Source organism: Streptococcus sp. Marseille-Q5112 (assembly GCF_916700555.1).
In the GTDB taxonomy this organism is placed as follows: Bacteria; Bacillota; Bacilli; order Lactobacillales; family Streptococcaceae; genus Streptococcus; species Streptococcus symci.
Genome location: NZ_CAKAKP010000002.1, coordinates 42075 through 59026, shown reverse-complemented (window position 1 = coordinate 59026; position 16952 = coordinate 42075). Strand labels below are relative to the sequence as shown.

The window sequence follows — 16952 nt, the reverse complement described above, 5'->3', positions numbered from 1 at the left end:
GCATGAGAGGATGGTTTAAATGATACTGGAACGAATTAAAAAAACATTTGAATTTCAAAGAAGTAGAATAAAGGGACCGGTTCCTCTTTGGGGGGTATTAAATGGGATTTTTATTTTATATCCTATATCCTTTTTGGCGTTTTTTGCAGGAGGATTAGAGGTGCTCAACAATCCCTCTTTGTATCAAGGCTTGATTATTACAGGAATTATTGTTTGGGTATTAAATCTAGTTTTTCTTTTGGATCTTAAGCGAGGGATATTAACCAGTTTTGGAACCTATCTCATGTATCTGACTGGTCATATTTATATCATTATTGGTTTTGGTGCTATGAGTGGGGACCATAATTTTATTGGATTAAAGCTATCCCTTCCTCTTATACAATCCATTATTGTAATAGCCGTCATGAGCTGCTTGGTCAATTTAGACTCTGAAGAAATTATCTCACAGAAAGCCAGCAAATTTATGGTTAATTTTTTACTCGCTCCTCCACTTATTTTATCGTGTGTCTGTATATTTTTAGCGATGTTTGGATATGAATATTTTTGGGGATGGGGAGCGTCTTTATTATCAATGGCTTTTGGACAAGCTGTGTACTTACCTTGGTTTTATATTATTTATGCCTACCAACACCGTCATGATGTTAAGGAAATAAGACCAATTAAGCATATAGAAGTGTCTTCGGATTTGATTCAAAATAAAGAATTTGATAAAAATAGATTTAAAAAGGAAAAGAAACATGATTAAAGAAATACAGCTACATATGAGCCATTTGATGACAGACCAGGTCCAGATTCAAGCGGACGAACTATTGGAGTTATTTGTTCATACAGAACTCCTTCCCTATACTGATGGTATTTATAAAGATGGCCCTACCATTTTTGAGATGACTCCAACTCAATTTAACGAAGAAAAGCAAGATGTGGGAGTCTATATTCCAGTTATATCTGAAGCAGAGCCAACAAGTCAACTGGATTATCAGGCATCTCTAGATATAGAAGGAATTAGCAAGCGGGTTCTATTTGATGGTAGCTTGGATGAAACAATTGAGGAGATGAAAGCTTATATTCGTGATCATGGTTGGGAGTTGCAAGATAAGTTATACCTAGTCTTGATTCCAGTTTATGATGATTTGTTTGTGGATTTGATTATCCCAGTGGAGAAGTAAAATGGCAGAAATTACATATGGTATGAATCAATCCTTAATGATGAGTAATGTCTTGAGTGTGAACTATAATATTGTGGGGGATGAGATTGCAGTAGCCTTTCAAGACATGATTCAAACAGCTGTAGCAGCTGGATATACACCTAAAAGCAACCCATTTTACTCATGCCCCCATATCGGAGAATTGGAAGATGGAACATACAACATCACAGTCTATCTTCCCGTTCATGAGGATTATCTAGGAAAAGAAGAGATAATGGAAGGGACAGCCTATAACAGTTATTTTTTGGTTCCTCGAATGGCAGGAGTAAGAGTTACTGGAGAGGAAGCTGTTGACTTTGATAAGGGAATATACGTGCTAACCAAATTATTGCTTGATAATGACTTAGAAGAATCTACACCCGTGTTTTATATTTCAAGTAAGATAAATGATGTTTTGTATACAGATATCATGGTAGGGATACGAGAAAAAAGCGATTGAGGATAATATACGGAGAGCTAACGCATTCGGATAAGAATAGGCAGAATTAGACAGATGAATCCATGTTCTGATGTTTCCTTTTTAGCATCTAAGATAAACATGTTTGATTTTAATCAAAAACCAGGATGAAGTTTATCTTCATCCTGGTTTTTGTGTGCTTAAAAGTTAGTTGGACTCATCCTTCTTACTCTTAAGTAGAAAAGTTGCTGTTAGGACTAGACTCAATCCTGACAAGAATAGTAGTGGATTGGATGTTTCACCAGTAGCTGGAAGTTGTTCTTTAGGAGAATCACTTGCAGATTGAACAAGGTCTGGACTAGATGAAACTTGCTTAGAGTTGTTGGCTAATGGTTTGATATCTGTTTCACTTGGTTTTTGCTCTGCAGTAGTTGATGCTCCATTAGCTTGATAAACGACTGCATAGGTGCTGAAATGACTAGTCATAAATTCTGCCATTCCCTCGCGAATAGTAAAATCGAGTGCCTGTAACTCTTTTGATGGAGTTAGGTAGTAGACATTTTCGACAGCTGAGGAAATAGGCAAGCGGACCAAGACAGTTCCTTTTGGTTGTAAACTATGATCTGTTGAATTTTTAAGGTGAAGATCGTAAGCATCATAGGTCTTACCAAATAGTTCTTGAGCTAAGACACGTCTGCTAGAAATGTGAGAAATTCCCTCTAAGTCAGTCGCTCCTCCAATAATTTCAACTTTAGTCTTTTCATCCTTTAAGACACGAAGTTTATATTCAGGAACAGAAACAGTAGGAGCTTGTTCTTGTCCCGCTGTCCCGACAGGTTGAGTGTACTCAGGGATAGAAACAGTAGGCGGTTGTTCTAGTCCTGCTGTGCCGATAGGTTGAGTGTACTCAGGAATATTTACTACAGGCGGTTGTTCCTGTCCAGCCGTTCCGATAGGTTTAGTGTACTCAGGAATATTTACTACAGGCGGTTGTTCCTGTCCAGCAGTTCCGATAGGCTCAGTGTACTCAGGAATAGAAACGGTAGGTGGCAGTTCTTGTCCCGCTGTGCCGATAGGTTTAGTGTACTCAGGAATGTTTACTACAGGGGGTTGTTCCTGTCCGGCTGTACCTATAGGTTTAGTATACTCCGGAATATTTACTACAGGGGGTTGTTCCTGTCCAGCTGTACCGATAGGCTTAGTGTATTCAGGAATTTCTACAATAGGAGTAGGGTCATTTCCCTTGCTTGTAGTTGGCTGCTGATTCTCAACCTTCTTATCATCCTTTTTGGTAAAGACAGCTACGACAGGACTGCTTGTTGTATTTCCCTGGATAGAATAAGCTTCTATCGCATTTCCAATTTTTCGATTGGTTTCGTCAGGGATAGGGATTTGTACCTGATTATCTTGGATTGATAAGACAGTCTGATCTCCAGTCGTAACTAGATGATTATCGTCTATTCTGCGTAAAACGAGTGGATCTTTGATGCCTGGGAAGGTCACAGCGATGGCTTCCCAATCTCCAGCTGGAAGAGTTAAAGAGATGTTTTTATCCCCTTCCTTAAGTGGTGCGATACTTGGACTATCCAAGCTTACAGCTGGAGCCTTAATCACATCAAATGAATCTAGAGAAATTTTCTTGCGACCTGCTGGTGAATTTGGATCAACTTTCAATGTCAAAATATGATTACCATCGGTCAGATTAGTAAATTCTCCAATTAAGGTTGCCTTTTGGGTAGCGCCAGCAGTGTAGAAGTCTAGACTTGGCATTTCTTTTCCATCCAGTGTCACGAGAGCTTTTCCGAGAGCGGATGTTTTGAGTCCGTAAATTCGAATACCTGTTCCAGTAAATGGAATGGTTGCCTGAGCTTCTGAAGCAGTACTTGGGTCACTGTTATTGATATCCGCATATTTTTCTGTGCTCTTATATAATTCAGTATCGCTCCAATCTTTGAATTGAGATCCGTATTGAATGCGAGGGTCGCGGTCATCCATTTTTTCAATGGTTGTTCCTTGTCCCGGTAAAACTTTAAAGTAGTCTAAGGAGATTTTGGAACGTTCACTGCCACGGTGTTTATGCTCTTGTTTTACAGTGATGGTCATCACATGAGCACCATCTGACAATCCTGTGAAGCGACCGATAAGGCTACCTTTTTCAGTTGCACCTGCAGTATAGAAGTCCAGTTCACCGACTGATTTACCATCGATTTTGACTTCAGCGATTCCCAATTGAGATGATTTGAGACCATAGATTTCAATGCCAACACCATTGAAAGGAATGGTTGCTGTCGCATCTTTATCTGTATAGTTACCTAGTGAAAGGTCGGCAAACTTCTCTGTTCCTCCAAATAATTCTGAGTCTGCCCAGTTTCCAAATGCAGAACCGTATTGGATTCGGCTATCACGGTCATCCATCAATTGGTTATAGGTTTCGACATTGGCCTTTTCGGATACCTGTGTAGAAACATTACCCAGCATAGCCTTAACAGTATAAGTGTAGGCGAGTTGAGGGTCGAGTGAACGGTCGATAAAATGGGTTTGATTGGTCACAAATTCTCTGCTTGCAGAGGTTTGGCCGGATTCGTCTTTCACGTGTCTTTGGATAACATAGTGGGTAGCGCCTTCTACTTGGTTGAAGGTAAGTTCGGCAGTGACGCCATTTTGTCTAACTGCTGTCAGACTGGTTACACGACCAGGGAAATGTTCAAAGGTAATGACATCACCTTTTTGTGTTGCCAGTTGAATGCGGCCATCTTTCAGAACAGTTGCTTTGACAGATTTACCATTAACCTTAACCTGACTGGCTTCGATATTTGGATAATCTACAACTAGGTCTCCACCGACATTTGAAAGGAAGGACAAGCTTTGCAGGTTTTTATCTTTCCACTTCATGCTGACTTCAAAGTTACCGCGAGCAACCAGACCAGAAACCTGACCGTCTTTCCAAGCATCTGGAAGGGCTGGCAATGGTGCAATGTAGCCAGTGTGTGATTGAAGAAGCATTTCTGCAATTCCACTGGTTGCTCCAAAGTTTCCATCGATTTGGAAAGGTGCGTGCGTATCCCAAAGGTTTTCTAGGGTTGAATATTTGAGCTGTTCAGCGAGCAAGCGATGGGCACGGTTACCGTCTAAGAGACGAGCCCAGAGGTTGATTTTATTGGCCTTAGACCAACCAGTACCACCATCTCCGCGATGGTTCAAAGTTGCACGCGCAGCTTCTAAGTATTCAGCCTGGTCCTTGCTAAAGAGCGTACCTGGGAAGAGACCTACCAGATGGGAAACGTGGCGGTGGTTATTTTCAATGCCTTCATTAGTGAATTGTGGACTGTCTTCTTCGTACCATTCCTTGATACGTCCTTCTTTGTTAATGTGAAGTGGTTTTAGTTTGTCAAATTTAGCCTTGACCTCTGTGACTAAGTCTTGGTCGACTTTCAGATGGTTGGCAACTTCCATGTAGTCATGGAATAGCTGCCAGACTAGCGACTGGTCAAAGGTGTTTCCGATGGTGATGGTACCGTGTTCTGGTGAGTAGGATGGAGAAGACACCCAACGGTCACTGGCCTGGTCATAGTGCAAGAAGGAGTTCCAGAACTTAGCAGTTTCCTTGAGCATTGGATAGATCTTTTCTTTGAGATAAGTCTCATCCTTGGTGAATTTATAGTAGTCATAAACGTTCTGCATCATCCAAGCATTAGCTGCTGGCGACCAACCCCAATAGTAATTCCAACCAGGGGTAGTCCAGCCAAATGGTGTCGCCTGGGTATGAACCAGCCAGCCATTTTCTTGTCCATCTTTGGATTCGATACCAGCGTATTCCTTGGCAGCGATACGGCCATAGTAACGCATATCGTCAATGTAATTGATCATTGGCTTGGCTGTTTCAGCTAGATTGCTCATGTAGGCTGGCCAATAGTTCATTTGCAAGTTGACATTGAGGTGGTAGTCAGCGTTCCAAGGTGGATTGTCTACAGCATTCCAGACTCCTTGTAGGTTGGCAGGAAGGGCATCTGTCCGATCACGAGATGAACTAATCAATAAATAACGTCCGTATTGGAAGAAGAGTTCTTCCAGTTTTTGCCCTTTGCTAGGGTTATAGGTCTGAAGGGCCTCTTTTGTCGTTTGAGCAGTATTGCTTCCACCTAGGTTTAGTTTGACGCGGTTAAAGAGGCTTTGATAGTCTTTGATATGGTTCTTTTTAAGTGTCTCGTAGTCTTTGCCCCTAGCTGCTTCTACAATGCCTTTAACTGTTTTTTCGAGGTCAATGTCTTTGCGATAGTTTGTTTTTGGATTCTGAGCAAAGTTAGTCTTGGCACTGAGTAAAAGCGTAGCGTAGCTAGCTCCTGTGATTGTTAAACTATCCTCATGGACAGTAACTTTTCCGTCCGTTTTAATTCCTAGATAGGATGCGAACTGGAGGCCATTATCTTTGACTGTACCTTTTAGTAGGATACCATTTGGGTCTGTCGTAACATGGCCACTCTTGTAGTTAGAATATTCCGCTGAGTAGTCTCCGTTAGCAAGTAAATCTTCTGTTAAGCTATTCCAAACTGTAAAATCAAGTTTTTTGTCCCCTTTTTGGGTCAAGTGGGTCACGGTGACATCATCAGGATAGCTGGAGAAGGTTTCTCTTTTAAAGGTCGTTCCATCTTGGGTGTAAGAAGTTGTAGTAGTGGCTTCTGTGATATCCAAACCACGGTGATAGTCTGTAACTGTATCCAGCCCCTTTTTCTGGTTATTGAAGACCATGAAGATATCACCAAAGGCTAGATAACGTCCATACTGGGCGTTGTTTGGTCCAACTAGATTTTGTTCAGCTAATCGTTTGGCTTTTTGGCGATCTCCGTCTTCAAGGGCTTTACGAATCTCTGCCAAGACCTTATATCGCTCCTGATAGTTTCCTCCATTATAGTCGGTACTGTCGGGACGCGGTCCACCTGACCAAAGAGTTTTTTCGTTGTATTGGATTCTCTCCTCGCCAATGAGACCAAAAACCTTAGCACCCATTTCACCATTCCCAACTGGGAGTGCTTGTTTTTCCCAGCCATCATAGGAAGGAGCTGTTGGTCGATCATAGTTTAGGTGATAGTTGCTTTGTTCTGTCACAGGTAGTTCTGGTTTTTCGGTTTCCTTATTTTCATTAGGTTTTACAATAGCCTCAGTACTGGCTTGATTAGTTGTAGCAGAAGTAACATCAGCATTAGCGGGTTTGCTTTCAGAAGAACTATTATTAGCTAGAACTGGTTTTGTATGATCAATTGGCACGTTTGGCTGTGTATGCTCAGTTGATTCACTTGCTTTCGTTATAGTGTCTGTCTTAACTGTAGTTTTCTCTAATGCAGGCTCGTTTTGCTGTACTTCAATAGTATCAGCAGAGACGGTATGACTAGCTAGAAAAACCGCTCCAAGCAAAACAGAGGCTGTGCCGACTGTTAGCTTTCGAATACTGTAGCGACAGGATTTCTCCCTCCAAATTTTTTCCATAGAAACCTCCTTTATTAATTAAAAGCGCTTTCATTTTTAATGAGGCGAACTTTTGTTTCTATATTGTATTGTTAATCTAATTTTACCAGCTAATGAAGTGTTGTCAAGAGGATTTGAGAAGGATATATATTTGATATTGTTTTGTATTAAAAAAGTGGAGGAAACGAATAGTAAGGGAGTGTATTTTTTATATTCTTTCTAGTTTTGACTAGAAAGATAAGCCAACTTTAATTACAGCTTACTCATCTCTGAAAGCGTAAAACAAACTAGTCAGGGTGGCTAGTTTGTGGTATAATGAAAGAGACTCAAAAAGAAACAGGAGAAAAATGATGGATTTACTTTTAGCAATTGTATTGATTGTGCTAGCTTTTCTAGGAGGAGCTCTTGGGGGAATGTACTTGGTTCGTAAGCAAATTGAAAAAGAATTCGCTGACAACCCACGTTTGAATGCTGAAGCAGTTCGTACTCTTTTGAGTGCAAATGGTCAAAAACCAAGCGAAGCTAAGGTACAACAAGTTTACCACCAAATCATCCGCCAACAAAAAGCAGCCCTTGCTAACAATAAAAAGAAAAAATAAATAAGGAAAAGTCTGGGATGAAAGTTCCAGACTTCTCACTATGTTGGCTATGGTTTAGGGATGAGACTTTTTCCTTGCATTCTATTGATATTTGATTATGATTAAGAGAGATAGTAGTTGTTGAAGCTGTCCTTCAGTTCTTAAAGACAAGTAATCATAATGAACTATCAATCAGAAAGAAGACTAGAAAGAAGACTGTATGGATAATCGACCAATTGGTTTTTTGGATTCGGGTGTCGGGGGCTTGACCGTTGTGCGCGAGCTCATGCGCCAGCTTCCCCATGAAGAAATCGTCTATATTGGAGATTCGGCACGGGCGCCTTACGGGCCCCGTCCTGCTGAGCAAATTCGTGAATATACTTGGCAGTTGGTCAACTTTCTTTTGACCAAGGATGTCAAAATGATTGTCATTGCTTGTAATACTGCGACTGCGGTCGTCTGGGAAGAAATTAAGGCTCAACTAGATATTCCTGTCTTGGGTGTGATTTTGCCAGGAGCTTCAGCAGCCATCAAGTCCAGCCAAGGTGGGAAAATCGGAGTGATTGGAACGCCTATGACGGTCCAATCTGACATCTACCGTCAGAAAATCAACGATTTGGATCCGGACTTACAGGTGGAGAGTTTGGCCTGTCCCAAGTTTGCTCCCTTGGTGGAGTCTGGTGCTCTGTCAACCAGTGTCACCAAGAAAGTGGTCTATGAAACCCTGCGTCCCTTGGTTGGAAAGGTGGATAGCCTGATTTTGGGCTGTACCCATTATCCACTCCTCAGACCTATTATTCAAAATGTCATGGGGCCCAAGGTTCAGCTCATCGATAGTGGAGCAGAGTGCGTACGAGATATCTCAGTCTTACTTAATTATTTTGAAATCAATCGTGGTCGCGATGCTGGACCACTCAATCACCGTTTTTACACAACAGCCAGCAGCCAAAGTTTTGCACAAATTGGTGAAGAATGGCTGGAAAAAGAGATTTATGTGGAGCATGTAGAATTATGACAAATAAAATTTATGAATACAAGGATGACCAGGACTGGTATGTCGGGTCCTATGGTATTTTTGGTGGCGTCCGGACGTTGACGGATGATGACTTGGATTTTCCTCTATTGGAGTTTGCCCAAAGATTTCGAGATGAGGATCGAGGTTTTCCTGTTTCTGTTACTGTTTTACGCTATGGTTCTCTCTATCGTTTATTGTCTTTTGTGGTAGATATCCTTAACCAAGAAATGGGACGAAATGTGGAAGTCATCCAACGTCAGGGGGCTTTGCTCTTGGTTGAAAATGGGCAACTCCTGCATGTAGAATTACCCAAAGAAGGTGTTGATGTAGAAGCCTTCTTTGAGACAAACAAGGTCAGAGAAACCTTATTGATTGCAACTCGAAACGAAGGCAAGACCAAAGAGTTCCGAGCTATCTTTGATAAGTTAGGCTACGATGTGGAAAATCTTAATGACTATCCTGACCTGCCTGAAGTAGCTGAAACAGGCATGACCTTCGAAGAAAATGCCCGTCTCAAGGCAGAAACCATTTCTCAATTAACGGGCAAGATGGTTTTGGCAGATGACTCAGGTCTCAAAGTCGATGTCCTTGGTGGCTTGCCAGGTGTCTGGTCAGCTCGTTTCGCAGGTGTGGGAGCTACTGACCGTGAAAACAATGCCAAACTCTTGCACGAATTGGCCATGGTCTTTGAACTCAAGGACCGCTCGGCTCAATTCCATACAACCCTAGTCGTAGCAAGTCCCAACAAGGAAAGCTTGGTTGTTGAAGCAGACTGGCCTGGCTACATTAACTTTGAACCTAAGGGTGAAAATGGCTTCGGCTATGATCCTCTCTTCCTTGTAGGAGAGACAGGCAAATCATCAGCTGAATTAACCCTCGAAGAAAAAAATAGTCAATCTCACCGTGCCTTAGCCGTTAAGAAACTTTTGGAGGTATTTCCATCATGGCAAAGCAAACCATCATTGTAATGAGCGATTCCCATGGCGATAGCTTGATTGTGGAAGAAATCCGTGATCGCTATGTAGGCAAAGTTGACGCCGTTTTTCATAACGGCGATTCTGAATTGCGTCCTGATTCTCCACTCTGGGAGGGAATCCGTGTTGTTAAAGGGAACATGGACTTCTACGCTGGCTACCCAGAACGTTTGGTGACCGAGCTTGGTTCGACCAAGATTATCCAAACTCATGGTCACTTGTTTGACATCAATTTCAACTTTCAAAAGTTGGACTACTGGGCTCAGGAAGAAGAGGCCGATATCTGTCTCTATGGTCACTTGCATGTGCCAAGTGCTTGGATGGAAGGAAAGACTCTTTTTCTAAATCCAGGTTCCATCAGTCAACCACGTGGGACTATCAGAGAATGTCTCTATGCTCGTGTGGAGATTGATGACAGTTATTTTAAAGTGGACTTTTTGACACGAGACCACGAGGTGTATCCGGGCTTATCCAAGGAGTTTAGCCGATGATTGCCAAGGAGTTTGAGACTTTCTTGTTGGGGCAAGAAGAAACTTTTTTGACCCCTGCTGAAAATCTAGCTGTGTTGATTGATACCCACAATGCGGATCATGCGACCCTCTTGCTCAGTCAGATGACCTATACCCGTGTTCCTGTTGTAACAGATGAAAAACAGTTTGTTGGGACGATTGGGCTCAGAGATATTATGGCTTATCAGATGGAGCATGACTTGAATCAAGAAATTATGGCGGATACGGATATCGTTCATATGACGAAAAGGGATGTAGCGGTTGTTTCGCCTGATTTTACCATTACGGAGGTCTTGCACAAGCTGGTAGATGAGTCCTTCTTGCCGGTTGTGGATGCGTCAGGGATTTTCCAAGGGATCATCACGCGCAAGTCTATCCTCAAGGCAGTCAATGCCCTCTTGCATGACTTTAGTAAGGAATATGAGATTCGATGCAAATGAGAGACAGAATTTCAGATTTTTTAGAGGAAAAGCAGGGCTTGTCTGCCAATTCCAAGCAGTCCTATAAGTATGATCTGGAGCAATTTTTAGACATTGTAGGCGAGAGGATTTCTGAGACCAGTCTCAAGATTTACCAAGCCCAACTAGCCAATCTAAAAATCAGCGCCCAGAAACGAAAGATTTCGGCCTGTAACCAATTTCTCTACTTTCTCTATCAAAAAGGAGAAGTGGAAAGTTTTTACCGCTTGGAATTAGCTAAACAAGCTGAAAAGAAAGCTGAAAAACCAGAAATTCTAGACCTAGACTCTTTTTGGCAGGGGAGCGACTATCCAGAGGGTCGCTTGCTAGCGCTCTTAATCCTAGAAATGGGACTCTTGCCGAGTGAGATTTTAGCTCTAAAGGTTGCGGATATCAATCTGGACTTTCAGGTGTTGCGAATCCAGAAGGCTTCCCAACAGAGGATTGTCACCATTCCCACGAGCTTGCTTTCAGAGCTAGAACCCTTGATGGGCCAGATCTATCTTTTTGAAAGGACAGGGAAAGCCTATTCTCGTCAATGGGCCTTCCGTCAGCTAGAGTCCTTTGTCAAGGAGAAAGGTTTCTCAACCTTATCCGCTCAAGCCTTGCGGGAACAGTTCATTCTAAGACAGATAGAAAAGAAGGTCGATTTGTACGAAATTGCAAAAAAATTAGGATTAAAAACAGTCCTGACCTTAGAAAAATATAGATAATGGATATTAAATTAAAAGATTTTGAAGGGCCCCTGGACTTGCTCTTGCACCTGGTTTCTAAGTACCAGATGGATATCTATGATGTGCCCATTACGGAAGTCATTGAACAGTATCTAGCCTATGTTTCAACCCTGCAGGCCATGCGTCTGGAAGTGACGGGGGAGTACATGGTTATGGCCAGTCAGCTCATGCTGATCAAGAGCCGCAAGCTCTTACCAAAGGTAGCGGAAGTGACAGATTTGGAAGATGACCTAGAGCAGGATCTTCTCTCTCAAATCGAAGAATACCGCAAGTTCAAGCTCTTGGGTGAGCATTTGGAAGCCAAGCACCAAGATCGGGCCCAGTATTATTCTAAAGCACCGACAGAGTTGATTTACGAAGATGCGGAGCTTGTTCATGACAAGACGACCATTGACCTCTTTTTAGCTTTTTCAAATATCCTAGCCAAGAAAAAAGAGGAGTTTGCACAGAATCACACGACTATCTTGCGGGATGAGTATAAGATTGAGGACATGATGGTTATCGTGAAAGAGTCCTTGGCTGGACGAGACCAGTTGCGCTTGCAGGATTTGTTTAAGGAAGCCCAGAATGTCCAAGAGGTCATCACCCTCTTTTTGGCAACCCTAGAGTTAATCAAAACCCAGGAGCTGATCCTCGTGCAAGAGGAAAGTTTCGGAGATATTTATCTCATGGAAAAGAAGGAAGAAAGTCAAGTGGCCCAAAGCTAGACTTGATAGAGAGGAAAGATGAGTACTTTAGCAAAAATAGAAGCGCTCTTGTTTGTAGCGGGTGAAGATGGGATTAGAGTCCGCCAGTTAGCTGAACTCCTCTCTCTGCCACCGACAGGCATCCAACAGAGTTTAGAAAAATTATCACAGAAGTATGAAAAGGACCCAGATTCCAGTTTGGATCTGATTGAGACTGGTGGTGCTTATAGATTGGTGACCAAGCCTCAGTTTTCAGAGATTTTGAAGGAATACTCTAAGGCACCTATCAACCAGAGTTTATCTCGGGCTGCCCTTGAGACCTTGTCCATCATTGCCTATAAGCAGCCCATCACACGGATAGAAATTGATGCCATCCGTGGGGTCAACTCGAGTGGGGCTTTGGCGAAGTTGCAGGCCTTTGACTTGATACGAGAAGACGGGAAAAAAGAAGTGTTGGGACGCCCCAACCTCTATGTGACAACAGATTATTTCCTAGATTACATGGGAATTAACCATTTGGAAGAATTACCAGTGATTGATGAGCTTGAGATTCAAGCCCAAGAAAGCCAATTATTTGGTGAAAGGATAGAAGAAGATGAGAATCAATAAGTATATTGCCCACGCAGGTGTGGCCAGTAGGAGAAAAGCAGAAGAGCTGATTAAGCAAGGCTTGGTGACAGTTAACGGCCAGGTGGTACGTGAACTTGCAACCACTATCAAGTCAGGCGACAAGGTCGAAGTTGAAGGCCAGCCTATCTACAACGAAGAAAAGGTTTACTATCTGCTTAACAAACCACGTGGTGTGATTTCCAGTGTGACAGATGACAAGGGCCGCAAGACGGTTGTCGACCTCTTGCCCAACGTGAAGGAGCGCATATACCCTGTAGGTCGTTTGGACTGGGATACATCAGGTGTCTTGATTTTGACCAATGACGGGGATTTTACGGATGAAATGATTCACCCTCGTAATGAGATTGACAAGGTTTATGTTGCGCGTGTTAAAGGTGTGGCCAATAAGGACAATCTCCGCCCCTTGACCCGTGGACTTGAGATTGATGGTAAGAAAACCAAGCCGGCTGTCTATGAGATTCTCAAAGTGGACCCAGTCAAAAACCGCTCTGTGGTGCAGTTGACTATCCATGAAGGGCGTAACCACCAGGTTAAAAAGATGTTTGAAGCTGTCGGTCTCCAAGTAGATAAGTTGTCACGGACCCGTTTCGGACATCTAGACTTGACAGGACTCCGTCCAGGAGAATTCCGTCGTCTTAATAAAAAAGAAATCAGCCAACTACACACCATGGCTGTAACCAAGAAATAATGAAACGAATTTTAATAGCGCCTGTGCGCTTTTACCAACGTTTTATCTCGCCAGCCTTTCCACCCTCTTGTCGCTTTGAGCCGACTTGTTCCAACTATATGATTCAGGCTATTGAAAAACATGGCTTCAAGGGTGTTTTGATGGGCTTGTCTCGGATTTTACGTTGCCATCCCTGGTCGAAAACAGGTAAGGACCCCGTCCCAGACCATTTTTCACTCAAACGGAATCATAAATAAAACGAATTACAATGGTGATTCGTTTTTTCACAAGTAGTTTTATCTGGAATGATGATTCCCGCTATCCTTCTCCTATAAAAAGTGGTAAAATGGATGAAAGAAAGAAGGAATTGAAATGACAACATTATTTTCAAAAATCAAAGAAGTAACAGAACTTGCTGCGATCTCAGGTCATGAAGCGCCTGTCCGTGCTTATCTTCGTGAAAAGTTGACACCACACGTGGATGAAGTGGTGACAGATGGCTTGGGTGGTATTTTCGGGATTAAACATTCAGAAGCTGCGGATGCACCGCGCGTCTTAGTCGCTTCTCACATGGATGAAGTTGGTTTTATGGTCAGCGAAATCAAGCCAGATGGTACTTTTCGTGTCGTAGAAATCGGTGGTTGGAATCCTATGGTGGTTAGCAGCCAACGTTTCAAACTCCTGACTCGTGACGGTCGTGAAATTCCTGTGATTTCGGGTTCTGTCCCTCCACATTTGACTCGCGGAAAGGGTGGACCAACTATGCCAGCTATTGCAGATATCGTCTTTGATGGCGGTTTTGCGGACAAGGCTGAGGCTGAAAGCTTTGGTATCCGTCCTGGCGACACCATCGTACCAGATAGTTCTGCAATCTTGACAGCCAATGAAAAAAATATCATCTCAAAAGCTTGGGACAACCGCTACGGTGTTCTTATGGTGAGTGAGCTAGCAGAAGCCCTTTCAGGTCAAAAACTCGGAAATGAACTCTATCTTGGCTCTAACGTCCAAGAAGAAGTTGGTCTTCGTGGTGCTCATACTTCCACAACTAAGTTTGACCCAGAAGTTTTCCTAGCAGTTGACTGCTCACCTGCTGGTGATGTTTATGGCGGTCAAGGCAAGATTGGAGATGGAACCTTGATTCGTTTCTACGACCCAGGTCACTTGCTTCTCCCAGGGATGAAGGATTTCCTTTTGACAACGGCTGAAGAAGCTGGAATCAAGTACCAATACTACTGTGGTAAAGGCGGAACAGACGCTGGCGCAGCTCATTTGAAAAATGGTGGTGTCCCATCAACAACAATCGGTGTTTGCGCTCGTTATATCCATTCTCATCAAACCCTCTACGCTATGGATGACTTCTTAGAAGCGCAAGCTTTCTTGCAAGCCTTGGTGAAAAAATTGGATCGTTCAACAGTTGATTTGATTAAACATTATTAAACATAAGGGAGGTGGTAGGGATGGTAGAACCAAACCTAGAAAGCCTTGTAAAAGATCTTTACAATCATGCTCGACATGATTTGAGTGAAGATTTAGTTGCTGCTCTCCTAGAGACTGCTAAAAAACTGCCTACTACAAATGAGCAATTGCTGGCAGTTCGTCTCTCAGGCCTGGTCAATCGTGAATTGCTCCTAAATCCTAAACATCCGGCACCTGAGTTGCTCAACTTGGCTCGCTTTATCAAAAGAGAAGAAGCTAAGTACAGAGGAACTGCAGCTTCTGCGATTATGTATGGGGAGCTCTTTAAAATGCTTTGATTCCATTGTGGATCAAAGCATTTTTTATATGGTAGAAAAGCAATTCTTGGTTAGGAAAAGAAAAAAGCCATCCCATTCAGGATAGCTTCTTGGTTCTTAGATTTGTTCAGCGATGACCTTTTCAGCAAGGTTCATGGCGTGGTCAGATACACGAGTATAGTGGGAAATGATGTCGATAAAGTTGACCCCAGCTTGCGTTGAACACTCGCCCTTGTTGAGACGCTTGATGTGGGTCTTTCTGAGAACACGTTCCATATTGTTGATTTCTTTATGTCGTTCAATCAGACTTTGAGCTTTTTCGATATCATTGTTTTCCACGCTATCAAGGGCATCCTTGATAAAGTCAGTGGTTTTTTGATAGATATCAGCTAATTCCTGTAAAGCAGCTTCAGAGAACTCAACATTTTTACGTTGAAGGTAGTCAGTCAGATTGATTAGGGCCTCAGCGTGATCCCCAATCCGTTCCAAATCACGGGATGAATCAAGGATGTTGGTCAGCACTTCACTTTCTTTCTGGCTAAGGGCCTCACTTGAAAGAGTAATGAGGTAGCGAGTCAATTTTTCATCAATGGTATTGATGGCTTCCTCTGTCTTGTGTCCTTTTTCAGCAACCTTTTCATTGAGGTCAATGATGTAGTTGTATGAAAGGTCAAAGGCTTTAGAAGCATAATTTCCCAAGTGAAGGAGTTCTTTTTTGGCATTTCCGAGAGCGATTGATGGAGCTTGTTTAATCAAATGCTCATCAAGATAAAGTGGCTCGTACTTGACAACTTCATCTTCACCAGGGATGAGCTTGGTTACAAAGTAGGCCAAGGCTCCGATGAATGGAAATTGTACAATGGTGTTACTTACGTTAAAGGCACCGTGAGAGAAGGCGATGGTCATCTCAGGTGAGAGGTGAAGGAGTGCCTGGAAGTACTCAATCATAGATGTAAATGGACCTAATAAGATTAAGCAAAGGATAGTTCCTAATACGTTAAAGGTGACGTGGGTTGCAGCAACGCGTTTCGCAGAGATATTGGCTCCAGCTGCCGCGATGATAACTGTTAGGGTTGTCCCGATATTATCCCCGAAGAGAACTGGTAGCGAACCTTTAAGGTCAAGGAATCCACCTGCATAGAGACCTTGCAAAATCCCGATTGTCGCAGAAGAAGCTTGGATGAGGACGGTAATCACTGCACCGGCAAAAACTCCCAACACAGGATTTTGTCCCAAGGTTACCATATATTCCTTAAATTGTGGTAAATCTTTAAGAGGGCTCATACCGGCACTGATGAGGTTGAGGGCATAGAAGATTCCCCCTACACCAAACAGGATGCGCCCGATATTGTTTGCTGTTCTATTTTTGGTAAAGAAGAGGAACATGGTTCCAAGGAAAATCAGGGGTAAAGCATACTCACCAAGCTTGAAACCGATGATAAAGGAAGTAACGGTGGTTCCGATGTTGGCTCCCATGATAATTCCGATAGCCTGTCTAAGAGTGAGAAGACTAGCGCTGACCAGTCCAACCGTGATAACTGTAACCCCTGTACTTGACTGAATCAGGGCAGTCACGACAATTCCGACTAGAACACCTAAAAAGGGATTGCTAGTGTACTTGTCAATGTAAAAACGAAGGCGATCTCCAGCAGCTTGTTGCAAACCGTCTCCCATGGTCTTGATACTATATAAGAATAGTCCCAGACCACCTAAAAAGTGAAATAAAATTTCCTGCCAATTAATGGACATTTCTTTTTCCTCCGAAAAATAATAACGGAATTTCTCCTATTCTATTTTAAAGGATAAAAGTAAATCTAACAAGTGTTAAGCTAAGATTTTAGAAAGAAAATTCGTTAGAATGGGGCTTAATTATATTAATTTTACCAATTTCAAACCTAGATATAGG

17 protein-coding genes are annotated in these 16952 nt (G+C 42.6%); 15 read left to right on the top strand and 2 right to left on the bottom strand.

All coding sequences use genetic code 11. From position 1 onward, the window contains the following. Positions 1 to 19: 19 nt before the first annotated feature. From LG372_RS02275 to LG372_RS02265, 3 genes are read left to right on the top strand one after another with little or no spacing between them, the layout of a single operon-like run. Positions 20 to 745: a hypothetical protein gene (locus tag LG372_RS02275; RefSeq protein ID WP_094753609.1), complete on the top strand. Its 726-nt coding sequence runs from the start codon at positions 20 to 22 to the stop codon at positions 743 to 745. Then, positions 738 to 1166, top strand: coding sequence for a hypothetical protein (locus tag LG372_RS02270; protein WP_038804217.1), 429 nt, complete (start codon positions 738 to 740; stop codon positions 1164 to 1166). The genes LG372_RS02275 and LG372_RS02270 overlap by 8 nt, the downstream gene beginning before the upstream one ends. Position 1167: 1 nt before the next feature. Continuing rightward, entirely contained in the window at positions 1168 to 1644 is a 477-nt protein-coding gene (locus tag LG372_RS02265) for a DUF5085 family protein (RefSeq protein WP_225742015.1), read from the top strand. Positions 1645 to 1809: 165 nt separating this feature from the next. On the opposite strand, the gene LG372_RS02260 is transcribed toward LG372_RS02265, so the two are convergent. Beyond that, positions 1810 to 7083 carry an SIALI-17 repeat-containing surface protein gene (locus LG372_RS02260; RefSeq protein WP_225742014.1) on the bottom strand — a complete coding sequence of 1758 codons (5274 nt, stop codon included), beginning with the start codon at positions 7081 to 7083 and terminating at the stop codon, positions 1810 to 1812. Between the two features lie 329 nt (positions 7084 to 7412). Here LG372_RS02260 and LG372_RS02255 point away from each other — a divergent pair, with 329 nt between their 5' ends. From LG372_RS02255 to LG372_RS02200, 12 genes are all read left to right on the top strand, one after another. Beyond that, positions 7413 to 7661: a YneF family protein gene (locus LG372_RS02255; protein WP_000364990.1), complete on the top strand. Its 249-nt coding sequence runs from the start codon at positions 7413 to 7415 to the stop codon at positions 7659 to 7661. Positions 7662 to 7860: 199 nt separating this feature from the next. Continuing rightward, positions 7861 to 8655, top strand: coding sequence for a glutamate racemase (racE, locus tag LG372_RS02250; RefSeq protein WP_020902173.1), 795 nt, complete (start codon positions 7861 to 7863; stop codon positions 8653 to 8655). Further along, positions 8613 to 9623 carry a nucleoside-triphosphate diphosphatase gene (locus LG372_RS02245; RefSeq protein WP_376739302.1) on the top strand — a complete coding sequence of 337 codons (1011 nt, stop codon included), beginning with the start codon at positions 8613 to 8615 and terminating at the stop codon, positions 9621 to 9623. The genes racE and LG372_RS02245 overlap by 43 nt, the downstream gene beginning before the upstream one ends. Next, on the top strand, positions 9599 to 10120 hold the full coding sequence (locus LG372_RS02240; RefSeq protein WP_001118952.1) for a metallophosphoesterase: 522 nt from the start codon (positions 9599 to 9601) through the stop codon (positions 10118 to 10120). Before LG372_RS02245 ends, LG372_RS02240 begins: the two co-directional genes overlap by 25 nt. Continuing rightward, positions 10117 to 10578, top strand: coding sequence for a cyclic-di-AMP-binding protein CbpB (gene cbpB, locus LG372_RS02235; RefSeq protein ID WP_225742013.1), 462 nt, complete (start codon positions 10117 to 10119; stop codon positions 10576 to 10578). The genes LG372_RS02240 and cbpB overlap by 4 nt, the downstream gene beginning before the upstream one ends. Beyond that, positions 10575 to 11309 carry a site-specific tyrosine recombinase XerD gene (xerD, locus tag LG372_RS02230; RefSeq protein WP_318783317.1) on the top strand — a complete coding sequence of 245 codons (735 nt, stop codon included), beginning with the start codon at positions 10575 to 10577 and terminating at the stop codon, positions 11307 to 11309. The genes cbpB and xerD overlap by 4 nt, the downstream gene beginning before the upstream one ends. Beyond that, on the top strand, positions 11309 to 12037 hold the full coding sequence (locus LG372_RS02225) for a segregation/condensation protein A (RefSeq protein WP_125409828.1): 729 nt from the start codon (positions 11309 to 11311) through the stop codon (positions 12035 to 12037). Before xerD ends, LG372_RS02225 begins: the two co-directional genes overlap by 1 nt. 18 nt (positions 12038 to 12055) lie before the next feature. Beyond that, positions 12056 to 12625: an SMC-Scp complex subunit ScpB gene (scpB, locus tag LG372_RS02220; RefSeq protein WP_120770579.1), complete on the top strand. Its 570-nt coding sequence runs from the start codon at positions 12056 to 12058 to the stop codon at positions 12623 to 12625. Further along, positions 12612 to 13334, top strand: a complete 723-nt coding sequence (locus LG372_RS02215) for a pseudouridine synthase (protein ID WP_070842233.1) — start codon at positions 12612 to 12614, stop codon at positions 13332 to 13334. The genes scpB and LG372_RS02215 overlap by 14 nt, the downstream gene beginning before the upstream one ends. Continuing rightward, entirely contained in the window at positions 13334 to 13570 is a 237-nt protein-coding gene (yidD, locus tag LG372_RS02210) for a membrane protein insertion efficiency factor YidD (protein ID WP_004260985.1), read from the top strand. The genes LG372_RS02215 and yidD overlap by 1 nt, the downstream gene beginning before the upstream one ends. Positions 13571 to 13685: 115 nt before the next feature. Beyond that, the gene (gene pepA / locus LG372_RS02205; protein WP_050391053.1) at positions 13686 to 14750 is read left to right on the top strand and encodes a glutamyl aminopeptidase; all 1065 of its coding nucleotides are present in this window, start codon (positions 13686 to 13688) and stop codon (positions 14748 to 14750) included. 20 nt (positions 14751 to 14770) lie between these two features. Beyond that, positions 14771 to 15067: a bacteriocin immunity protein gene (locus LG372_RS02200; RefSeq protein ID WP_033679682.1), complete on the top strand. Its 297-nt coding sequence runs from the start codon at positions 14771 to 14773 to the stop codon at positions 15065 to 15067. Between the two features lie 96 nt (positions 15068 to 15163). Here LG372_RS02200 and LG372_RS02195 read toward each other — a convergent pair whose 3' ends face one another. Further along, positions 15164 to 16795, bottom strand: coding sequence for a Na/Pi cotransporter family protein (locus LG372_RS02195; protein WP_201058761.1), 1632 nt, complete (start codon positions 16793 to 16795; stop codon positions 15164 to 15166). Between the last annotated feature and the right edge of the window lie 157 nt (positions 16796 to 16952).

Bases quoted from the DNA above. Each gene is read 5' to 3' on its own strand.
- LG372_RS02260 (WP_225742014.1), bottom strand. From the start codon at position 7,083: ATGGAAAAAATTTGGAGGGAGAAATCCTGTCGCTACAGTATTCGAAAG.
- LG372_RS02225 (WP_125409828.1), top strand. From the start codon at position 11,309: ATGGATATTAAATTAAAAGATTTTGAAGGGCCCCTGGACTTGCTCTTG.
- LG372_RS02265 (WP_225742015.1), top strand. From the start codon at position 1,168: ATGGCAGAAATTACATATGGTATGAATCAATCCTTAATGATGAGTAAT.
- LG372_RS02270 (WP_038804217.1), top strand. From the start codon at position 738: ATGATTAAAGAAATACAGCTACATATGAGCCATTTGATGACAGACCAG.
- xerD (WP_318783317.1), top strand. From the start codon at position 10,575: ATGAGAGACAGAATTTCAGATTTTTTAGAGGAAAAGCAGGGCTTGTCT.
- LG372_RS02240 (WP_001118952.1), top strand. From the start codon at position 9,599: ATGGCAAAGCAAACCATCATTGTAATGAGCGATTCCCATGGCGATAGC.
- scpB (WP_120770579.1), top strand. From the start codon at position 12,056: ATGAGTACTTTAGCAAAAATAGAAGCGCTCTTGTTTGTAGCGGGTGAA.
- LG372_RS02275 (WP_094753609.1), top strand. From the start codon at position 20: ATGATACTGGAACGAATTAAAAAAACATTTGAATTTCAAAGAAGTAGA.
- pepA (WP_050391053.1), top strand. From the start codon at position 13,686: ATGACAACATTATTTTCAAAAATCAAAGAAGTAACAGAACTTGCTGCG.
- LG372_RS02255 (WP_000364990.1), top strand. From the start codon at position 7,413: ATGGATTTACTTTTAGCAATTGTATTGATTGTGCTAGCTTTTCTAGGA.
- LG372_RS02195 (WP_201058761.1), bottom strand. From the start codon at position 16,795: ATGTCCATTAATTGGCAGGAAATTTTATTTCACTTTTTAGGTGGTCTG.
- LG372_RS02245 (WP_376739302.1), top strand. From the start codon at position 8,613: ATGGCTGGAAAAAGAGATTTATGTGGAGCATGTAGAATTATGACAAAT.
- racE (WP_020902173.1), top strand. From the start codon at position 7,861: ATGGATAATCGACCAATTGGTTTTTTGGATTCGGGTGTCGGGGGCTTG.
- LG372_RS02200 (WP_033679682.1), top strand. From the start codon at position 14,771: ATGGTAGAACCAAACCTAGAAAGCCTTGTAAAAGATCTTTACAATCAT.
- cbpB (WP_225742013.1), top strand. From the start codon at position 10,117: ATGATTGCCAAGGAGTTTGAGACTTTCTTGTTGGGGCAAGAAGAAACT.
- yidD (WP_004260985.1), top strand. From the start codon at position 13,334: ATGAAACGAATTTTAATAGCGCCTGTGCGCTTTTACCAACGTTTTATC.
- LG372_RS02215 (WP_070842233.1), top strand. From the start codon at position 12,612: ATGAGAATCAATAAGTATATTGCCCACGCAGGTGTGGCCAGTAGGAGA.